The sequence below is a fragment of the Paenibacillus sp. Y916 genome (genome assembly GCF_056786435.1).
Genome location: NZ_JBXCJA010000002.1, coordinates 348192 through 370218 on the forward strand (window position 1 = coordinate 348192; position 22027 = coordinate 370218).

20 protein-coding genes and 1 other annotated feature are annotated in these 22027 nt (G+C 41.2%); all 20 genes read right to left on the reverse strand.

Going from position 1 to position 22027, the window contains the following annotated elements; translation table 11 throughout:
* Positions 1-195: 195 nt before the first annotated feature.
* The 20 genes from AC1TO9_RS05745 to AC1TO9_RS05840 all read right to left on the reverse strand — a co-directional run bounded on the left by AC1TO9_RS05745 (position 196) and on the right by AC1TO9_RS05840 (position 21999).
* Positions 196-675 (reverse strand): hypothetical protein, encoded by a 480-nt coding sequence (locus tag AC1TO9_RS05745; protein ID WP_482058624.1) that lies wholly within the window; start codon positions 673-675, stop codon positions 196-198.
* 130 nt (positions 676-805) lie between these two features.
* Positions 806-2512: an arginine--tRNA ligase gene (argS, locus tag AC1TO9_RS05750; RefSeq protein WP_482053853.1), complete on the reverse strand. Its 1707-nt coding sequence runs from the start codon at positions 2510-2512 to the stop codon at positions 806-808.
* Between the two features lie 69 nt (positions 2513-2581).
* Positions 2582-2860 (reverse strand) — a binding site (T-box leader).
* 80 nt (positions 2861-2940) lie between these two features.
* Positions 2941-3948 carry a CobW family GTP-binding protein gene (locus AC1TO9_RS05755; protein WP_482058625.1) on the reverse strand — a complete coding sequence of 336 codons (1008 nt, stop codon included), beginning with the start codon at positions 3946-3948 and terminating at the stop codon, positions 2941-2943.
* A 135-nt stretch (positions 3949-4083) separates the two neighbouring features.
* Positions 4084-5040 carry a copper amine oxidase N-terminal domain-containing protein gene (locus AC1TO9_RS05760; RefSeq protein ID WP_482058626.1) on the reverse strand — a complete coding sequence of 319 codons (957 nt, stop codon included), beginning with the start codon at positions 5038-5040 and terminating at the stop codon, positions 4084-4086.
* Positions 5041-5300: 260 nt separating this feature from the next.
* Complete coding sequence (locus AC1TO9_RS05765; RefSeq protein ID WP_482058627.1) at positions 5301-6275, reverse strand: acrylyl-CoA reductase family protein; 975 nt, start codon at positions 6273-6275, stop codon at positions 5301-5303.
* A gap of 162 nt (positions 6276-6437) precedes the next feature.
* On the reverse strand, positions 6438-8747 hold the full coding sequence (locus tag AC1TO9_RS05770) for a thiamine pyrophosphate-dependent enzyme (RefSeq protein ID WP_482058628.1): 2310 nt from the start codon (positions 8745-8747) through the stop codon (positions 6438-6440).
* Between the two features lie 27 nt (positions 8748-8774).
* Entirely contained in the window at positions 8775-9776 is a 1002-nt protein-coding gene (locus AC1TO9_RS05775) for a 2-oxoacid:acceptor oxidoreductase family protein (protein ID WP_482053858.1), read from the reverse strand.
* 440 nt (positions 9777-10216) lie between these two features.
* Positions 10217-11671: a nicotinate phosphoribosyltransferase gene (locus AC1TO9_RS05780; protein ID WP_482053859.1), complete on the reverse strand. Its 1455-nt coding sequence runs from the start codon at positions 11669-11671 to the stop codon at positions 10217-10219.
* 60 nt (positions 11672-11731) lie between these two features.
* Positions 11732-12277: a cysteine hydrolase family protein gene (locus AC1TO9_RS05785; protein WP_482054475.1), complete on the reverse strand. Its 546-nt coding sequence runs from the start codon at positions 12275-12277 to the stop codon at positions 11732-11734.
* 32 nt (positions 12278-12309) lie between these two features.
* Positions 12310-13086 carry an NUDIX domain-containing protein gene (locus AC1TO9_RS05790; protein WP_482058629.1) on the reverse strand — a complete coding sequence of 259 codons (777 nt, stop codon included), beginning with the start codon at positions 13084-13086 and terminating at the stop codon, positions 12310-12312.
* Between the two features lie 84 nt (positions 13087-13170).
* A complete protein-coding gene (locus tag AC1TO9_RS05795; protein WP_482053861.1) occupies positions 13171-13575 on the reverse strand; it encodes a PaaI family thioesterase in 405 nt (134 codons plus the stop codon).
* A gap of 196 nt (positions 13576-13771) precedes the next feature.
* On the reverse strand, positions 13772-14185 hold the full coding sequence (locus AC1TO9_RS05800) for a YlbF/YmcA family competence regulator (RefSeq protein WP_482054476.1): 414 nt from the start codon (positions 14183-14185) through the stop codon (positions 13772-13774).
* A 52-nt stretch (positions 14186-14237) separates the two neighbouring features.
* Positions 14238-15827, reverse strand: coding sequence for a tRNA (N6-isopentenyl adenosine(37)-C2)-methylthiotransferase MiaB (miaB, locus tag AC1TO9_RS05805; RefSeq protein WP_482053862.1), 1590 nt, complete (start codon positions 15825-15827; stop codon positions 14238-14240).
* An 83-nt stretch (positions 15828-15910) separates the two neighbouring features.
* Positions 15911-16111, reverse strand: a complete 201-nt coding sequence (locus tag AC1TO9_RS05810; RefSeq protein ID WP_482058630.1) for a hypothetical protein — start codon at positions 16109-16111, stop codon at positions 15911-15913.
* A 235-nt stretch (positions 16112-16346) separates the two neighbouring features.
* Complete coding sequence (gene pduL / locus AC1TO9_RS05815) at positions 16347-16919, reverse strand: phosphate propanoyltransferase (protein ID WP_482053864.1); 573 nt, start codon at positions 16917-16919, stop codon at positions 16347-16349.
* 191 nt (positions 16920-17110) lie between these two features.
* The gene (locus AC1TO9_RS05820) at positions 17111-18064 is read right to left on the reverse strand and encodes a dipeptidase (protein WP_482058631.1); all 954 of its coding nucleotides are present in this window, start codon (positions 18062-18064) and stop codon (positions 17111-17113) included.
* 123 nt (positions 18065-18187) lie between these two features.
* Complete coding sequence (locus AC1TO9_RS05825; protein WP_068655598.1) at positions 18188-18448, reverse strand: stage V sporulation protein S; 261 nt, start codon at positions 18446-18448, stop codon at positions 18188-18190.
* 95 nt (positions 18449-18543) lie between these two features.
* Entirely contained in the window at positions 18544-19338 is a 795-nt protein-coding gene (locus AC1TO9_RS05830) for a TIGR00282 family metallophosphoesterase (RefSeq protein ID WP_482054477.1), read from the reverse strand.
* Positions 19339-19408: 70 nt separating this feature from the next.
* The gene (gene rny, locus AC1TO9_RS05835; RefSeq protein ID WP_482053866.1) at positions 19409-20953 is read right to left on the reverse strand and encodes a ribonuclease Y; all 1545 of its coding nucleotides are present in this window, start codon (positions 20951-20953) and stop codon (positions 19409-19411) included.
* Between the two features lie 311 nt (positions 20954-21264).
* Positions 21265-21999 carry a regulatory protein RecX gene (locus AC1TO9_RS05840; protein ID WP_482053867.1) on the reverse strand — a complete coding sequence of 245 codons (735 nt, stop codon included), beginning with the start codon at positions 21997-21999 and terminating at the stop codon, positions 21265-21267.
* Positions 22000-22027 lie beyond the last annotated feature (28 nt).

The window sequence follows — 22027 nt, forward strand, 5'->3', positions numbered from 1 at the left end:
AGCTACTCCGGAAGCATATGCTTTGCCCTAGGATTTCTACCGCTAAGCGGTATACAATCAAGAAATTGGAGGGCAACAGCGACCATAAGGATAATCCGTCATCGCAGCGGCATCCTACACCAATATATGTGGACTTTTTTCAGAGACCCTTTCAGAACAACTCCACCCTATTCAAGCATCCTTGTTCATAAACTATCATTTATCGGAATTAGAAGCATGAGAATCATTATCCAGACCAAGCGTGCGATATAATTCCCGAGAATAACCTTGGAGCTTCTTCTCTAACATTTGTGCTTGATCACTAAATTTCGTAAGCTCACGAATCATACGGGAACGACCTCCAGGACTGAACGTCTCTTGGATTCGTTCTTTGAAGTAATCATGGACAATATAATTACGTTGCTTCCATATTCTTGTCAATTGAATTGTTTCTTCTTTCGTGAAAGGGAAATGATGCTGAATTTCCTGCACTAATTGGCCTAACGAACTACTTAACTTACGTTGATAAATTTCAGTGAAGTCTTCTTCTGTTGGAATCTTGCCCTCTGATAGCTTCATGAGCATCAATAAGTTAACCAGTTGCTTCTCCAAAGATTGTGAAGAATATACGGCAAGTCCAAAATAGGTAAAGACATCTCTTGAATGATCACTATCGAGCAATCTCTCTTTTACCATACTTCCGCTCCATTCACTATCAACACATTTACGCGATGTGCTAGTTGATCTACTTTGCTATTCCTAATGTTAAAGGAATCCGCAAAATCTATCAACATGAGATTGTTAAATGGATCTATTACGTCCCTTTTTACATACGGGCTGGGGTAGCCAAACCAAGAATATGCATTGTTCTTTGTAAAGATTGCCCTGTCAGTGTCGTTAGAGACACTCGAATTTTTCTTACCCCATCTTCTTCACACAGTATTCTTTCCTGGTTGTAGAAGTGATTGAACGCCTGCGCTATATCTAGAACATATCTAGCTAATACGGAAGGTTCATTGTTCTGTATCCCACGTTTCAACTGTACAGGGAACGTAATAAGCAGTTTAAGGAGTGCCCATCCTGAATCACCTAATGCTTCAGCATATTGATCCTGCTGCATTCCTTGAGAATCTTCCGTGTGTACTTGTTCTAACATCATACTTTTAGAAAGAATGCTTTGGGTTCTTGTATATGTGTACTGCAAATAAGGACCTGTCTCCCCTTCGAAATTCAACGCATCATCCAGTGAGAAATCCACTTCGTTAGTCCGATTATTCTTGAGATCCCCAAAAATAACAGCTCCAATTCCTACGTCCTGTGCCACCTTATATTTGTCCGGTAACTCTGGATTCTTCTGTTCAATGACTGTGAGCGCTCTTGCAACAGCTTCATCTAACACATCGTCAAGATACACAATTTTACCGCGACGGGTGGACATCTTCTTACCCTCGAATTTCATTAATCCAAAGTGTACATGACTGCAATCTTGTACCCACTCGGCCCCCATTTTATGCAATACAGCAAATACTTGTTGGAAATGTAACTTCTGTTCTCCCCCGACCACATAAAGAATTTGATCAGCTTTCATGACATGATGGCGATAAAATGCTGTTGCCAAATCGCGTGTAGGATAAATCGTCGTCCCGTCGGATTTCATAATTAAGCAAGGTGGCATCCCCTCATCATCCAATTGAACAACGAGTGCACCATCACTTTTCACTAATAAATTTTTATCTTTTAGCGCTTGAACAACGGCAGCCATTTTATCATTGTAAAAGCTTTCTCCAAGCACATGATCGAACGTAATATTTAGTCTTTTATACATTCTGTTGAACTCCTGCATACTAACTTCGACGAAATATTCCCAAAGTCTATTCGCTTCTTCATCACCAGACTCCAACAGACGGAACCAATTTCTCGCCTCGGGTTCCAATGTTACATCTTGTTGTGCTTCCTCATGAAACTTAACGTATAAACGTAAAGACTCTTGAATTGGATTCTCTTGTAAAGCTTCATCATTACCCCAACGCTTATATGCTGTAATTTGTTTGCCAAATTGCGTGCCCCAATCGCCCAGATGATTGACGCTAACAGGTTCGTATCCTGCGGTTTGATACATTTTATACAAGGCTGCACCAATCATCGTTGATCTAAGATGTCCGATACCAAAAGGTTTCGCAATATTGGGAGATGACATATCAATAACAACCTTTTTTCCCTGACCTATATTAGTTCGAGCATCATCATCTTGCTGCAATCTCTCCATCAAGCCCCCGACATAATAATCTCTGTCGAAAGTTAAATTAACATAGGGTCCAACAGCTTCTGCTTTGATTCCCTTCATTTGGATACGACTCACTAATTGTAAGGCGATCTGCGGCGGTGATTGTCTAAACTGCTTCGCTAATACGTAACATGGAAATGCAATATCACCCATCACTACTGAGGGCGGTGTTTCTAATAAGTTTTCCACTTCTTCTGCTGATAGGGGTACGTGTGGCTGTATTGCCTCTATGGCCCAATTCTTTAACATGATAGTTCATCCTCCATATTCTACTTAAATGACTGTTTATTTCATCAAAAAAAGCCCTCATCTCTATGAATAAGAGACGAGAGCTTTAGTTCCCGTGGTACCACTCTAGTTGAACCCTCAGACAGAGGTGTATTCCTCTCCAGAGTTGTTCCGCTTGATGACCTATAACGAAGATCAATCGGACTATTCTACTGATCATAAAAGAAGTTGTTCAAAAGACGATCTTCATGACGTTGGAATAGCCATCTCCCGGGTGCGCTTCATCAGAGTCCAATATGCCGGCTTTCACCAATTCCGGCTCGCTACAATATCGGTCACTCCCATTACTCTCCCGTTCAAAGACGTTCAATATACCACAGTATACATCGGTCACCGTTAAGTTGCAACACGATATAACTGAATCATTCTCCTTCAAATTCTAATAAGTATTAACCCTTCTGCTCAAGCTCTTCCAAGGCATTCTTCAATTCAGCTTGAGAGAAATGCTCACCTATGAATACAACGACATCGGGTACAACTCCTTGAGGATTAATCTTCAAAAAGTCCGATTCTCTAAATGCATATTGAAATAAAAATCGGCTGGTTGTATCACTAAATGTCATAATTCCTTTTGCGCGATATACTTCACGTGGTAAATGATTCACTAATTTTTCGAAACCCTGACTATCAATTGGACCCGCGAAATAATGCGTATACACCATAACATGATCATGGGAGTGATGTGAGTGATCATGTCCATCATGACTATGGTCATCTCCCTTGCCTTGATCAACTTCATGTGATTTGTCGCTCTTCCACTGTCTAGGTTGAACATCTTGTCCGAACAATGGAACCCAGTCCACATCACAACGTACAGCTGGAATAATCGGGGCATACTCGTTCCAACTAGATATAATAGTCGCTAGCTTCTCTTGATCTTCTTCACTTACACGGTCAACTTTATTAAGGATCAAATAAGATGCACAGCGAATCTGCTCTTGCATAAGGCGATAAGTCTTGCCTTTCTGAATCTCATATAGTTCCAATAAATGTACGGCATCCACGACGGTAATGACGCTCTTTAGATCTATTTTCATATAAAGTGCAGCTTCCGTTACTCCATCCAAGATTTCCATCGGATTTGCAATTCCTGTCGCCTCTATGACGATCACATCAGGTGATTCTTGCTTAATCAAATTAGATATTTCTAGACTTAGATCACCTCGAATGGTACAGCAGATACATCCACTGAGCATTTCAGTCATGGGGATCGTCTCTTCAATCAGTGCACCTTCCAAGTTCACATCGCCAATCTCATTCATGATCACAGCAGGTCGCAGCCCCTGCTCCTGCCAATGAGTTACCATGCGCTGCAACAATGTCGTCTTCCCGCTCCCCAGAAATCCAGACAATATATAAATAGGTGTAACCCGATCTGCCACTTGATTCTGATTCATACTTCTTTCTCCTCCAACTCGTTTCCATCTCTATCAGCCGAGTTTACTATATGTGAAGCCCCTCATGCAAGTGGCCATATTTAATCACATTAACTATTCAGAGCACTGCCTTTCTTGCGTCCGTAACTTGCTCAACTATTGTACACTATTCACTACTTCCTTTCGTATTTCATTAGATAACTCTAATGAAATCTTCCCCTCTTTCTCGAATACCCCACCACCAATAATATGTTCGAAGCCCAGTTGCGTAATTGTATTATCTTCATCAATGCTACCACTTATTTCTCTGCTGCTATCTCCAAAAATACTATATTTGTAATATAATAACTTTTTATTTATTATCATTTCCGTTCCTCTTATATCAAACAATTTATGATCCAAGAAGTTTTCTAGGTTATTTCCTTTTTGAATATGCGCTTGCCAAGTCACCATTGGGAAATCCTCTTTAAATTCATACAATAAAACTGTATCGCCTGTAATCACATAGAAGCGAAGGGCTTCACCCTCAGGGAATATAAACGTGCTATCATAATCTTCATATACATACTTTACCTCTAATGGCCTTTGCTCATAATGTACAATTGAGGTGTAGGTCTTGTCCATCGCTAGCTTCCGAGCTTCTTGTAGCGAACCTTCATAAAGAATCTTCCGTTCCTTATCATTTAGAGGTGAACTAATCGTTACTGCCTTGCCATCCCAATCTACCCTATACCCATATAATTCTGATAGAAATCGTAAAGGGACAAACACTCGATTATTCTCCAATTTAGCAGACACATCTAATGAAATCACACCGGATTGATTGGGCTTCCCATCGACGGAAGCAGTATTCTTACCGATCGTAAGTATGACACTTTCAGCCCATTTACGAATAGTCACCTTGTTGTCCTTTTGATCCCATTCTACTTTGGCACCTAATGCCTCTGACACAACTCGAATGGGAACAAGTACTCTCCCTTGCTCTACTATTGGCGCTAAACTGTTTGGAATTATATCATTGTTTATATATATAGGAATTGAATCAGCGGCATTTGCTATTGAACCAACACTTAACATGCTAACAACTGCAAATGCGGTTAGAATTTTTCTCATGAATTTCTCTCCTTTGCACATTTTATCTCAACTTCAAGTCTGAACTACAACTTAAGCTTATACTCTCATTACCACTTAAACGTTCGTTAGACTCTAAATGTTCCATTTATTTTAACATTATTTATTTTTAAGTAAGCCAAACTGTTTACAGGCAACGATTATTCAACGACAAAAAACAGAGCACGGGAGCTATTACCAGTCCCCACACTCTGCTAGTTTCACTTCCTATTTCCAAAAGCTAACCCGCTACAATAAATGTCCTAATCTAGCTTCACTATGGTACGTCCGACTGCTCCACCTTGCAGTATAGTCTCTAGTACACCAGGTAATTCATTCAATGAAATTTCCGTTATTCCCCCATCAAGTACCTTAACGGGCTTCCACGCTGCGCCTAATTTAGTCCAAATCGCCTGTCTATGTTCCATTGGACAATAGACGGAATCGATACCGAGCAATTGTATTCCTCGTAGTATAAATGGATAGACTGTACTTTCAAAAGAACCACCGCCAGTTAATCCTGAAAGTGCCACTCCTCCACCGTATTGGACTGTCTTCAAAAGCCCTGCTAAATGAGATCCTCCAACAGGATCAACTACACCTGCCCAGCGCTCTTTTGCAAGAACTCCTTTGGTCGGTGCAATAATATCTTCTCGGCTAACGACGGAAGTAGCTCCCAATTGTTGTAACCACTCACTCTGAGTATCTACTTTCCCTGTACTTGCCACAACTTCGAATCCAAGCTGAGCTAGTATATTCACAGCTACACTACCCACACCACCCGTTGCCCCTGTAACTAATACAGGTCCGCGCTCCGGTGTAAGACCATTATGAATAAGACGTTCCACAGACAATGCAGCCGTAAACCCAGCCGTTCCCAGTCCCATCGCCTCTCTTGAATTCAAGCCCTTTGGTAACGAGACGAGCCAATCACCACTTACCCTTGCCAAGCGACTATACCCACCGAAATGTGCTTCACCAAGCCCGTATCCTGTACATAGAACAACATCACCTGACTGAAAGCGTGGGTCATTTGACTCAACAACGGTTCCAGCTAGATCAATGCCCGGAATAAAAGGATACGATTTGACTATCCTCCCCTCCGGTGAATTGGCTAAACCATCCTTATAGTTAACACTGGAATACTCTACCTCAACGGTTACGTCACCTTCTGGTAGTTGATCTATATTAAGTGTCTCTACACCACTTCGAAACCCTTGATCATCTTTACGAATCATAAATGCTTGAAAACTGTTCATTTAAGTCATCATTCCCTTCCTTAATTATCTAAATTATTAATCGTATTCACTAGTCTCTTCATTGTAACCTTCTCCAAGCCAGCATTCAAAAAAGACATCTCCCCTGCTAAGGAAAAATGCCTTTTTCATTTCTAAATAAGCTTATAAATAAGGATTCTCATGCTTAGCCTTCAATACATTCCAGCGTCTATTAACCTCATTTTGGAAACTCTCATACGTAGTTTCATTCTCTGGCTTAAGTAAATGGCGTGTTTTCCCCATCCATTTCAGCCATTCGCGAAGCTCAACCTTTTTATTCTTATCTTCTGGATTATAAGTGATGTTTGTACATCCATGTTCTACCTCATACAATGGGAAGAAACAAGTATCTACAGCTTCATTCACAATGATAGCACCCTCATTGTCATTAGATAACCAGTTCAAAGGACATGCAATCAGTATTTTTCCATATACTAATCCTTCGTTCTGCGCGTAGTATTGGGCTTTCGCCGCTTTCTTCACCAAATCTTGAGGGAATGCCTCCGAACCCGTAAATACGTACGGAATATTCGTTGCTGCCATAATTTGAGCTGTATCTTTATGTTGCGTTGTTTTCCCTTGTTGCTCCGTTCCTAGGTTGGATGTGGAAGTACGGTTTCCAATAGGTGTTGAATAGGACTGCTGTGCCCCAGTATTCATATACCCTTCATTATCATACTCGATAATAATCATCTTATGGTTCCGCATTGCTGCACCAATGGCAGGCCCCATACCAATATCCATCCCTCCATCACCTGTGACCATAACAAACGTGAAGTCATCTTGCAAACCTAGATGATCTAATTCACCTCGCCGCTTGCGTTCCCAGAACATTTCTACAACACCTGATAATGTCGCAGCACCATTCTGGAACAGATTGTGGATATACGTCGCTTTATGTGCAGAGTAAGGGAATCCCGTAGTCGTAACCATAGCACACCCTGTATGATACAGTGCAACGATATCCCCTTCAATTCCCTTGAAGAACGTCTCCAGACCCGAGAATATCCCGCACCCTGGACAAGCGCCATGACCCGGAGCTAAGCGTTTCGGCTTCTTCGTAAGCGCGCGTAACGGTGGAATTCGTACACTTAATTTCCCAGTCACTTCATCCTTCTTCACCGTAATTAAGCCTGTCTTCAAGTCTTCGAACCTCATCGGCTTGAGAACACGCTGAGGAGCTTTAGATGCTTCTCCTTCAGTATGACCATAATAATCAAAAGGAACTTCTACCGTCCCCTTCTCCACTGCCTCAATAGCTAACTTGAACAAATGATGCCCGTCCTCGGAGTAGAACTCTTTGCCTCCCAAACCATATATCCGACTGATCACCTGTGTTGTTGTGTTACCATGTGTGAATAGGGCAGCTTTGATTTCAAGCACCATATTTCCGCCATGTGCTCCATATGAATCTGCACGATCACCCACCGTAATTGCCTTAACATGTTGTAATGCTTCAGCAATTTGCTTCTGAGGGAACGGTCGGATCATATTCGGAGCGATTGAACCTGCCTTGATCCCTTGACTACGAAGTTGGTCTACCACATCTTTGATAATTTCAGAAGCCGAATTCATAAGAAATACGGCTACTTCTGCATCCTCCATACGATACATATCTAGCATTTCGTAATTTCGACCTGTTAATTCCTTATATTCACTAGCAATAACCTCAAATACGTCTCCAGCATTGTACATTGCTTGGGATTGCTGATATTTATTATTAATATAATCCGGTTCATTCATATACGGTCCCACCGTAATAGGATTGTCACGATCTAACGTATTGGGGAACCCTTCTGGTGGCTTTTCCCCTACAAACTTATGAACGTCCTTCTGATGCGCCAACACTTGAACACGACGCTTCTGGTGTGACGTGAAGTATCCATCAGAAGCAATCAGCACTGGCAGACGGACATCTTTGTGTTCAGCTAGTTTGAGCGCGATGAGGTTCATATCATAGACAGACTGGGGATCACGACACATCAGGATAGGCCAGCCTGTATTCAATGCGAAATATAGGTCCGAATGATCACCATGAATATTCAACGGACCTGAGACCGATCTGCACACCAGATTCATAACCATAGGAAATCGTGTACCAGACTGCACAGGCATCTGTTCTAACATAAACATATAACCATTTGCACTTGTTGCGTTAAACACGCGACCGCCCGCCGTTGAGGCTCCGAAACATATACCTGCGGAACTGTGTTCACCATCTGACGGGATCAATTTAATATCATGTTGCCCATCCGCTTTCATCAAATCTAAATACTGTGCTACCTCGGTTGAGGGGGAGATTGGAAAATATCCCATCACATGATAATTAATTTGATGTGCAGCATAAGCAGCCATTTCATTCCCAGATTCATAGACATATATTTGCTCGACCTTAGAAGATGTATCTACTTCTTTTTCATCAATAACAGCCATAACAACTTCCCGCCTTTCACCAATCATTTATACTAAGTCAAAAATATGTTTAACGGTCTGAGCATCTGCTACCCCGTCTTCTTCAAACATGCTTGAGAGAGCATCCGTTGGACAAGCCTCTATACATTTCAGACAACCTTTACAATACTGATAGTCGATCCCTTTAAGGAACATTTGTGGTCTTCCTTTTTTATCAGGCTGTTCTTCCCACACGAAGCATAAGTCGGGACATACCGTATCGCACTGGGCACAATGTATACAATCCTCTAGCACGAAATGAGGCATCATTCCAGCGCGTGAAATACTCAGGTTCTTCAGTATGCTATTCCCAGGATTCGTAATGAGTCCTCCCATTGGCTGCGTCTCATATCCAAGAACAGATGTATCTGCACGTACAAATTCCGGCATTGACAATCCTTCTTCTAGTGGGAATTCCTGAATGATTACTTCGTTAAATCCACGTTCGAACGTATTCAATGCGGATGCTACACTCTGAGGATATTTCGTCCCAAGGGATTTGCGAATGACGTCTTTCATCGTATCGGGATCAAGAAAAGGACATAATCGAAACATCGCTCCAAGCATCGCCATATTGACTCGATTCTTCTCCGCTAGCGCAATACCTGTTGCATCAATAACAGCAACCGTGCCTCCAAGCATATTCATAGCATTCTTTAATCGCTCAGGTGTCTTCTGAGAATTGATAAGGACTATACTATCTGCATAAATTCCACTAACAACGTTAACCGTTTTAGCTAGAGCTTCATGAAAAACACTCACAACATGTGGTCGTTCTACGGGTGATGTGTCACGTATAGGTGTATTCAGATCACAAAAACGAATATGCGCTTTAACATGTGATCCCTTCTTCTCAGAACCATAGGACGAGAAACTCACCCCATTCAGACCAGCACCTTCAACACCAGCCTCAGCCAGCATTTTACCAGCCAAATTTGCCCCAAGGCCCCCAATGGACTCCAGTCTTATTTCAAAGAAACCCAACTCATTTACTTTTGGCAGATGTTCCACCGACATAACCCCTTTCAGGATATCTTCTCTACTGTTATCCTCTCATTTAACGAGTTATTACAAATTTTAGATATGAAAAAAATCATATTTAGATAAATATGATGTATGCGTTTTCACTCCGTGACATGTCGAACAGCGATACATTTTGCCAATTCCTGCGCTTTCCCGAGAAATAATTGAGGACATCCGTATGACTTCAGTGGCTTCTCCACACAAGCAGAAACGGCTATGCCGTCCTTTTTCGAGGACGGTACCCGTCTCTGCCGAAATATAAGAATTAGAGTATCAAGAATCAATTTCATAATTACGCAACCCGATTTAGCTGCATCGGCGATTATGAAATTGATTCAAGTGAAACTTATACTTTCTTATATTTATAAAAAAAGCATGTCAGAGATCCTGTGGGATCTCTAACATGCTATCGGTTATACCTTATATTATTATATATCTTCTTCTTGCATATGTTGAGCCATGATAGATTTCTTCAATTCCCATACGGTCTCACTAATATTCGTACGATATATTTCCGGATTCATTTTCCGCAAATATTCCGGCCAGAAGAGATTTAGCTGTTCCTTATGGTGGCTGCGAATCATATCAAGCGTCGGTAATTCATATACTTGAACACCATCCACAAATACGGGCTCTAGCATAGGAATAGCTTCATAGTTCCGTATCTTCTTTTGTAGATAAGAATGCTGAGGATTGAATAACTTGATCGGACCGCCATCACGCGGCTGATCCTCTTCTGGGAAACAAATATAATCCGCTAGAGCCTTACCACTTATACGGTCAATAATGCGATATACGTCTTTCTTGCCAGGTGTAGATACCTTCTCAGGGTTAGCCGAGATTTTCAAAGTTGGCTTCATGATGCCACCCACATTACGTTCGACGAGTTTGTACACACCGCCTAATGCTGGTTGATCCGCCGCTGTGATCAGCTGCGTTCCAACGCCCCAAATATCAATCCGTGCTCCCTGTGCTTTAAGGTTAAGAATCGTATTCTCATCTAAATCATTTGAAGCAACAATTTTTACATGAGATAAGCCCGCTTCATCTAACATTTTACGAGCTTGAATCGAAAGATATGCTAAGTCCCCACTATCTAAGCGAATGGCAGACAAGCTCTTCCCAATAGATGCTAAATATTTACCCGTCTGAATCGCATGTGGAATACCACTCTTCAGCGTATCGTAAGTATCTACTAGTAAAGTCACTAAATCAGGCATGACCTTGGCGTAGGCGTCAAAAGACTCTTGCTCACTTTCAAAGCTCTGTACCCACGAATGTGCATGAGTTCCTTTAGTAGGAATGCCAAACTTTTTGCCTGCCAACATATTGGATGTTGCATGAAAACCTCCAACATATGCAGCTCGAGCACCCCATACCGCCGCATCCGCTTCCTGTGCACGGCGTGTACCGAATTCAAGTAAAGTATCCTGACCTGCAACTTGTTTAATTCGCGATGCTTTGGTTGCGATAAGTGTCTGAAAGTTCATGAAATTAAGAAGAGCTGTTTCTACTAATTGCGCCTCCATCATTCTACCTTCAACACGAATCAACGGTTCATCAGGAAATACTAATGTTCCTTCTTTCATAGAATGAATCGTTCCTTCGAAGCGAAACTTACGCAATTCATCCAGAAATGCAGAATCATAATTCTCTTCTTGTTCTGCAAGGTATTGTATATCCTCTTCCGTAAATCGAAGATGGTTAACATATTGAACAATTCGTTCTAAACCTGCAAATACAGCATATCCATTTCCAAATGGAAGCTTTCGGAAATAGGCTTCAAATACGGCTCTATTCTCATGTGTACCTAAGTGCCAATGCGCATACATCATATTAATCTGATATTTATCGGTATGCAGCGCAAGATCTTCCGTATGCATGATGTATTCCCCCTTGTTGTCTTGCAGCTCATCAACTTCATTGTCAGAAGAAAAGCACTACTAATTCGAACTTCTAATTACTTGAGCTCCCAGACTACCTTTAAAATGCTCTAGTGCCCATTCATGTCCGTGCGGATTAAAGCTAGCTACAGCATCCTCAAACACGGTAATTCCATATCCCTTGTTGTATGCATCTACAGCGGTATGAAGAATACAAATGTCCGTACACACACCTACCAAATGAACTTCTGTAATTCCTCGTTCTTTAAGTAATATATCAAGATTCGTCCCACAAAAAGCGCTATATCTACTCTTATCCATCCAATAGATAGATTGTTCGTTTCTGTTATAGACATCCGCCAAATTACCGTACAATTCTCGTCCGTGCGTACCACGAATATTATGTGCTGGGAATAAAGCCGTCTCCGGATGATAAGAATCATTCTTCTCATGAAGATCAACAGCCATTACGACGAAGTCATCTTGATCTACATACTTTTGTGTGAGCGCAACAATAGTGTCTTGAAGATCAATAGCAGGCTGCCCCACTGGAAGATTACCTTCTACGAAATCATAGGTATAATCAATGACGAGTAATGCTTTCATCATTCTCACTCCCCAATCATTACATATTGGTATTACGTATAAATTGATAATAAAGGAACATCATCCATAAACATGTACAATTGTGCGGAACGCTGTGAATATTGATTAGAGCTAAGTTTCTTGCCCGCTTCATCTTTCACTTCTTCCAGTAGACCCTGCCTACTGCGTGTTGAAGTGATTTTCCGAATAAAATTAGGCTCTTTGAACTCTGGCACAACCGTCTGAATCACTTGATACAGTTCACTCAGGGTGAAATGCTTCGGCAAGAACTGCTTAGCAATCGTCGTCTGCAACATCTTCTGCTGAATTCTTATATAGGCGTCTCGAATAATCTCACGATGATCGAATGCTAACTCCAACTCTTCGAGCGCTTCTTGAATTCCGAACATCCCCACTTCTTCCGCATCATCCGCCGCTTGTTTCTGCTCCAGCATCCATTCTTCTACGAGTGCAAAGAAGGCATTGCTAATAATCCAACCACGCGGATCTCTACCTGGCTTACTGTAAACACCCAAATACTCTAGATGTCCGCCGTCCACGCCCGTCTCTTCCTTCAACTCTCGCTTTGCCGCATCATAGATGGATTCACTTTCTCTACAGAACCCACCAGGTAACGCCCATTTACCCGCAAAGGGCCAAGACTTACGACGAATTAACATCACCTTCAGTTCACGAATCGGTAAGGTCTTCGTAACCGTCTTACGTTCCCGCTTCGTTAGTGTAAACATGACAATATCCGCTGGAACTCCATCTGGCGTGCGATATTTCTTAGCATTGTACGTTTCTTGTTTACTATTATCTTCATTCATCGTCATCACCACATAATATTCTATTTGATATTATCATTATGATCCATTAATAGTGTTTGTCAAGTGTTATGACTTGTTTTCACTTTATTTCTTGATGCCTACGACTCTGAAGCTAGCTGTCGATACACATCCTAATGTTCCTTCACTATCATGAACACGTGCTTCAGTCGTTAAGCTACGTCCCGCTTCATGAATAACTATGGCAGTTACAGTGAGGAGTCCTTGCTTCATCGGGGCAACAAAATGTATATTCATATTCGTCGTCACACAAGCATCTACATTTTTGGCAGCTGTTGCAACCATACCCATGGCCTGATCCATCAAGGAGCTAAGCACTCCCCCATGGACTATACCGAGCGAATTCATATGATGCTCCTTAATATCCAATGCAATCTTCACTTCCTTACTATCTCCAGAAATGAATTCACAACCAAGAAATCCCCAAAAGGTATCTTTCCCCTTGGCAATCATGCTGTCTAGTCCCTCCATGCTAATCCTCCTAAATATGTCTATCTATCTATTTTATCCAACAAGTAGAAACGGCTATGCCGCCCTTTTTCAAAAAGCTTATGCTTCCGATGCTAGCGACACTTCATGCCACTTTAAGGCACACGCTCCGCACGACTTATATGTTCTTATCTTTCAGCAAAAAGGCGCGGATAGCTATCCGCAGCCTTGTCCATACTTAACCACAATTCGTTGGAGGAGCATCTGTCCCCACTTCAACATTCACTTTTTCGGATACCGTATCATGAATGACAGAAATGACCAACTGCAGTAAATAATTTATATCACTTTGACTTTGCTGAAATTCCACTACAACGGGTATACCATCGATCTCATCTTGGAGAACTTCAATTTCCGCTTCAATCTTGGCCACCATCTCTTTATTTCTAAAAGATTCAAAAGCAACAATTTCTTTTTGCTTCTTCTTGATGATAGTGATCAATTCTTGTACACGTTCATGGTTATTAATTTTCATTTCTGCTTGTTGGAAATGCTTCACTTCTTCACTACTAGATAACAAGTTCGCTAATTCTTTCGCTTTAATCATAACCTCTTCTTGGATAACCAAGTCTCGCGTATCATAGGTCAACATTCCATGCTCATTAAGCTTGCCTTGTTCTTGTGACACATAGACCACCCCTTATCTATAAATTCACAGCTACAGACTCTGTTACAATCTCGCCTTTAATATACCATGTTTTCACTTCACTTATTTCCACATTCACTAGCGTTCCAATCAAGTCTTTGCCACCTTCAAAGTGAACTAGCCTATTACTACGTGTTCTACCTGCTAGAACCGCCTCATTATTCTTACTTTCACCTTCAACGAGCACTTCCACGATCTTTCCTTGCATCTTCTCAGTGCTCTTACGACTGTTATCCACAATGGCCTGATTAAGACGTTGTAAACGTTCCTTCTTCACTTCCATTGGAATATTATCCTCCATTATAGCTGCAGGTGTCCCTTCTCGGGGAGAATAAATAAAGGTGAAGGCTGAGTCGAATCCAATCTCATTGACCAACGTCATCGTTTCTTCAAATTGCTCATCCGTTTCTCCTGGGAAACCAACAATAATATCCGTCGTTAATCCTACATTGGGAATCGCCTTTTTTATTTTTTGTGCTAACTCCATATAGCGATCACGGGAATATTTACGACTCATTTTCTTCAGAATTTCCGAGCTTCCAGATTGAACAGGTAGATGAATATGCTCTACCAGATTACCGCCTTTGGCAAGCACATGCACCAACTCATCATCGAAGTCTCTTGGGTGAGAAGTTGTGAACCGAACACGTGGAATATCAATCAAACGCATATCATCCATTAGATTAGCGAAGCTATACGTAATATCCGTGAAATCTTTACCGTAAGCATTCACATTCTGTCCAAGCAATGTCACTTCTTTGAATCCTTGGCGTGCAAGATCTCTTACCTCTGCGATAACATCTTCTGGTCGGCGACTACGCTCTTTACCACGGGTGAATGGAACGATGCAATAGGTACAGAACTTATCACAACCATACATAATGTTTACCCATGCTTTCATACCTTCCCGCTTCTTCGGTAGGTTCTCAATAATGTCGCCTTCCTTAGACCATACATCAACAACTAACTCTTTACTGAATAGCGCTTCCTTAATCAAATGCGGCAATCTATGAATATTATGTGTTCCGAAGATCAAATCGACGAAACCATGCTTTTGCAAAATACGATTGACCACATTCTCTTCTTGAGCCATACAACCACAGACACCAAGTAAGAGATCTGGCTTCTCTGTCTTCAGATGCATAAGATGACCGAGTTCACCAAATACTTTATCCTCAGCGTTCTCCCGAATAGCACATGTATTAAGTAAAATAATATCTGCGACCTTCCGATCCTCCGTACTGCGATAACCCATCTCTTCTAAGAGCCCTTTCATGGTCTCTGTATCGTGTTCATTCATTTGGCAGCCAAATGTATAGATAATATAGTGCTTATCCTTACCGATGCCTCTCAGCTCGTCTGGAACAGCATTCCCGTACAACACCTGAACATCTTCTTTACCACGTTGTTTCTCTTGTCTATGATTGGGCTCTGACATGATATTAATTTCTCGACCTCTAATTCGAATTCTCTTCCCAAACTCATCTTCTGATAGCACTTTAGCATCAGAGAAATCAAAGTACTTGGAGTAATCCTTCGAACCCTTGCCGGATTTTAAGTCCGGTGAGTTTTGGTTATCCTTAGTCAATTATTTCACGTCCTCTTATTTATCTTTAATATTCACAATTCACACATATTTATTTATATTTTTTTGAACATATCAATAAGAAATTATACCACAATACCCCGACCTAATCCATCATCACAATGTGCAAGAAAACCTTCCTCTTCAATCACCAAACCAACACCAACATCACGATCTTCTGCCTCCCTGATCACCGCAGTTGCATAAAGCACATCTAAATTCGGGCGCATTCTCCAAATACTAAATTTAGTTGCACAGAGGGTATCTAATTCGCTGGAAACCTTCATATTTCAGCTTTCCTCCTATTTTAACTGACCTTTATACAACTAAATCACTCCACTCCACGATTCTCCTTAAATTAAGTGACTTTTCTACAACTATCCCATAGACTTATGTCCCCCACCATAGATAGATCCCTTATCGTAAACAACAAAAAAAAGCAGGAGAACAACTCTCCCGCTTCGATCAAACTCATTATTTAGAAATTCGTTGATTATTCAATTCCAACTATATCAATAGCAACTAGTCAATAATTTCTGCTGTATCTCCGTTATTGGCACCTGCAGCGTTAGCTTCATCTGTATCAATATGCATGTCCAAAGCGAAAGAATCAGAAACACGAGCTACGACATTCTCAAGAACCAATCCACGTTCTCCACCTAAACGTACCTTTAGCAATTGCTTATCTTGAATTCCCCAAGCCTGTGCATCAGAAGTGTGAAAATGGATATGACGTGCAGCAACAATTACGCCTTCTTCAAGTGTTACTTCTCCAGCAGGACCTTTAAGTGTTACTCCTGGTGTGCCTTCAATATTGCCAGACTCACGAACAGGTGCTTTTACACCAATAGCGAAAGAGTCTGTACGAGAAATTTCCAATTGTGAGGCTGGACGTGCTGGCCCCAAAATTCTCACTTTATCAAATTGACCTTTAGATCCAATGACAGCTACCGTTTCATTTGCTGCAAATTGCCCTGGTTGCGACAACGGCTTGAACTCGGTTAATTGGTATCCTTGTCCAAATAATACTTCAACATGTTCTTGTGTGAGGTGAATATGTCTTGCAGAAACACCTACTGGTACTGATTTACTCATACAAAATCCACTCCTTATTTTTTCTCTAACATCTCTTTCTACCAACATCAACATCCATTATACAGCTTTTGTGTTCAAAATAAAAAGGAATCACTCTAAATTGTGACCTACATTCGACATCATTTCGGTTTTTGAAACAAGTTTGTCATAATGTTCAAGCTTATTGGGTATGCCTGACCTCTTTCGCTCTGCTATTCAGCCGATTTACTAGGTAGATTATTCTCCAAGTAACTTATAGCATTCCCTGATAACCACGAATCAACTTGTTCCTCCGTATAATACTTCAACAGTAACTCAATCAGACTTGGATACTTGCCTGGATGCTCTAAATCTGTGATCCACGTATCAATCCCATCGAAATCAGATCCGAACATCAGATGCTTCTCTGCTCCAAGCTCACACATATGCTCGATGTGCGGAATGATGTCTCTAAGAGTTACTTCACCATTTCCACTCTTAACGAACCAAGGTACAAACGTTAATCCAATTCTCCCATCTATAGAAACCATCGCTCGGATCTGTTCGTCATGCAAATTTCGTACATTTGGACATATAGCATATGCATTAGAATGCGATGCAATGAAAGGTCTCTCCGTTAATTCGGTCAACTCCCAAAACCCTGCCTGTGACAAATGGGACACATCCAGTAGCAATCCAATCTCATTGCATAATTCAATAAGTTGTCTTCCTTTCTTCGTAAACCCTCCATTCCTTTCTTCAAGAACGCCATCTGCTGCCCAATTCGCATAATTCCATGTCAGTCCAAGGAATCTAACCCCTAACTCATATGCAGTTCTAACATTGAACATATTCCCCTCAAGTCCATCTGCTCCCTCAATAGATAGCATTCCCCATGTCTTGGAATTCGCCAATTGGTTCATATCTTCTTTAAAACGGAGCCACTGCATCCCAGTACCCGTTGTAAGAACTTTATTTCGAAATACATCTATGCCTTTCAATATATATTCAAATCGAGGCTGCCCCCACTTTTCCAGTAAGTAAATAGCGAAACATTGAAGAGTAACTCCCCCAGATTGTAATCGTTCATAGGTCACATCCAATTGACTATCATTCATAAAAGTGATCGAAATATCATCTGTCATTTTGCTAAGTACATCACAATGGAAATCTATCACCGATCTCATCTATGTAACAACCCCCTTCCTAACAAAAAAACTGTTTACCTTAGCTAAAGATAAACTTCACCACTTGGGTAAGTTCAACCTTCTATGCAGGTAAACAGAATTAAGGCATATAAAAAAAGAAACTCATCTTGGCTCAACAATTAATTTCATCGCCGTGCGGTCTTCTCCATCAATCACAATATCTGTAAAGGCCGGAATACAGATTAAATCAACTCCACTAGGTGCAACAAATCCCCGGGCAATTGCTACTGCTTTTACAGCTTGGTTCAAAGCACCGGCTCCAATCGCCTGTAGTTCTGCAACTCCGCGTTCACGAAGAACACCAGCAAGAGCTCCCGCAACCGAGTTAGGATTGGACTTAGCTGAAACTTTTAATACATCCATAAGTTGATCCTCCCCTGGGAATGATGATGGCTCATATCCACATACTAATTATTATTCAGGAAAGTAGAAATCATGACTTATTTTTAATAAACGTATTAACTCATTATCCATTCGTCTTCTTGCAAACGAATCTTCTCAATTTTCAGAGCATTTCCTGTAGACTCATCTATTTGGACAAAGACGCCATGGAAATGCCACTTCCCTGTATCTACTACGAAACGTACTGGAAGCTGTGTTTCAAATTTACGAAGTACGGCTCCTCGCTCCATTCCGAGAATCCCTTCTCTCGGCCCAACCATACCTGCATCCGTAAGATAAGCCGTTCCACCTGGAAGAATAGTATCATCATTACTCTGAACATGCGTATGTGTACCCACTACAAGCGACACACGACCATCTAGATTCCATCCCATCGCTATTTTCTCAGAAGTTGCTTCTGCGTGAAAATCGACTAAGATACATTTATGTTGTTTGCGTAGCTCTTCGACAATTTCATCGCTTTTACGAAAAGGGCAATCAATAGCCGGAAGAAACGTACGACCTTGTAAATTAACGATCGCCAGTTCTTTTCCGTTTGCTTTAATAACCGTATATCCACGCCCTGGTGTCCCCGGCGGAAAATTGGCTGGACGTATCATTCTTGGTTCATCGTCAATAAATTCAAATATATCTTTATTGTCCCACGTATGATTACCCATAGTAATCCCATGAACACCCCAATTATAGAATTCATTCGCAATGGCTTCTGTAATTCCACGACCAGCAGCAGAATTCTCACCATTCGCAATAATAATATGTGGGTTGTATTTCGCTTTCAATACGGGCAACATAGCTTTAAGTGCCTTTCTACCAACTTCACCTACAATATCTCCAATAAATAAAACGTTAATATCATTTCTCCTCCTTCAATACAAACAATATGAAAAGTGGCCCCAATGTGGCCACTTTTCATATTTACTATTATTTGGCGTATTCAACCGCACGAGTTTCTCGAATGACCGTTACCTTAATATGTCCTGGATAATCCAGTTCATTCTCAATCATCTTCGTAATATCACGTGCTAGTCGGAATGATTCCGCATCATCAATTTTCTCAGGGTGAACCATCACGCGCACTTCGCGACCCGCTTGGATCGCAAATGATTTCTCAACACCTTCAAATGACTCAGCGATTTCTTCCAACTTCTCAAGACGCTTAATGTAAGTCTCCAATGTCTCTCTACGCGCTCCCGGTCTGGCAGCTGACAAAGCATCTGCTGCACCAACCAACATAGCGATGACCGAAGTTGCTTCGACATCTCCATGGTGAGAAGCAATACTGTTGATAACCACTGGATGTTCCTTGTATTTCTTCGCTAGTTCCACGCCAATTTCGACATGTGATCCTTCCACTTCATGATCCAGCGCTTTACCGATATCATGTAATAATCCGGCACGTTTCGCCAATACGATGTCTACCCCAAGCTCTCCTGCCATTAATCCTGCTAGATAAGCTACCTCCATCGAGTGCTTCAGAACGTTCTGACCATAGCTTGTACGGAATTTCAACCGACCCATAATCTTAATAAGGTCAGGATGTAATCCATGAACACCTACCTCGAAGGTCGCTTGTTCACCATACTCACGAATCCGTTCATCTACTTCTTTACGAGATTTCTCCACCATTTCCTCAATACGTGCAGGATGAATTCGTCCATCAGCAACCAATTTTTCTAGCGCTGTACGGGCAATTTCACGACGGATTGGATCAAATCCTGAAAGAATAACAGCTTCTGGCGTATCATCGATAATAAGATCAATACCAGTAAGTGTTTCAAGAGCACGAATATTACGACCTTCTCGTCCAATAATTCGTCCCTTCATTTCCTCATTTGGTAGTGTTACAACAGAAACTGTTGTTTCCGCTACATGATCAGCAGCACAGCGCTGGATAGCTAGAGTAATAATCTCACGCGATTTCTTATCTGCTTCTTCCTTGGCTTGGCTCTCAATATCTTTAATCATTTGCGCTGTTTCGTGACGTACCTCATGCTCTACATTGGTTAGAATAATTCCCTTCGCTTCCTCAGTAGTTAAATTTGAGATTCGTTCTAATTCTGTTACTTGACTCATGTAAATCATATCAATTTGTTGTTGAGTTTCTTCAATTCGTTTCTCTTTGTTGGCCACTTGCTCTTCTTTACGTTCTGATGCATCCATTTTTTTATCCAATGATTCTTCTTTTTGCAACAATCTACGTTCTTGCCGTTGAATTTCATTACGGCGTTCACGAGTTTCCTTTTCAGCTTCGGACCGAATTCTATGGACTTCATCCTTAGCTTCTAGTACCGTTTCTTTCTTCACTGCTTCTGCTTCCTTCTTCGCGCTCTCCACGATTTGAACGGCAGCTTCTTCAGCACTGGAAATCTTAGCTTCTGCAATAGACTTTCGAATAAAAAAACCTACGAACCCAAAGATTACGGCTACGAAGAGAACGATCAAGACCCAAATCCAGGTTTCTATCATTCTGTTCACCCTCCTCGTTTGTTCCTCCAAGGAATCCTTGGAATTTTCTACAGTTGTTATTCATTAACTCATGCCATCATACTACGAACCTGCTATTACTACTAACATACTGTACGTACTAACCATGTACAATGTCCGCCAACCACTGGCGTTAAATTCATTCATAGGAACTAGCAAAATCAATATTTTTCATAGAAAGAACCTCTTTTGGAAGGAAAAAGATTCCCTATGCGAATATAGACTCTTTTTCATTTTAGTATTTGTGAAAAGATATTGTCAAGGGAATGCGTCGTAATCCCATATATTCTTATTTATTCGAATACATAATCATCATCCACATCTTGTAAATCCTCTTCTTGTATCACTACATTCAGCACACGTCTAACTTGCTCACCCGAGAAACCGCGCCGCATCAGATAAGATCCTACCTTGCGTTTCTTATCTAACGTCTCACCTTTGGTCTGACTCCACTTCTTTCTACCAAGAACAAGTGCACTCTCATATTCTTGTTCAGGACTTATCCCTTCAAGCGCTTCCGTAATAAGTGTTTTATCTATACCCTTTTGCCTTAACTCATGTCTCACCCACGCTTTACCCTTCCGCTGGCTCGTAATCCGCTGCTCTGCCCACTGTTGAGCATACAGAGCATCATTTACTAAGCCTTCGCGACTTAATCGCTCTAGCACGTCCCCAATGACCTCAAGCGAGGTTTCCTTCTCTTGAAGTCTCTTCTGTATTTCGTTACGAGTACGTGACTTTCTCTCTAAATATTTCAATGCATGAACATAAGCTATTTGCTTCTCATTAGACAGTACAATTTCTTCTAATTCATGTTTCCAGAAAGTATTCCCTTTCACCATTCTATACTTGATCATAACATCTTCATGAACCGAGAGAACATAAGATCCGAAAGATATTAAGTACCTATATCTCTGCTTCGGTTCACGCTCCACTCCCGTAATGAGCAATTCTTGATCCGCAGGAAAATGGGAAATCGCACTACTTACATCTTCTTCACAATAAACGTCATTATTCAAGTCATCCATGAGTTCACTTACTCACCCTTCCTTAAGA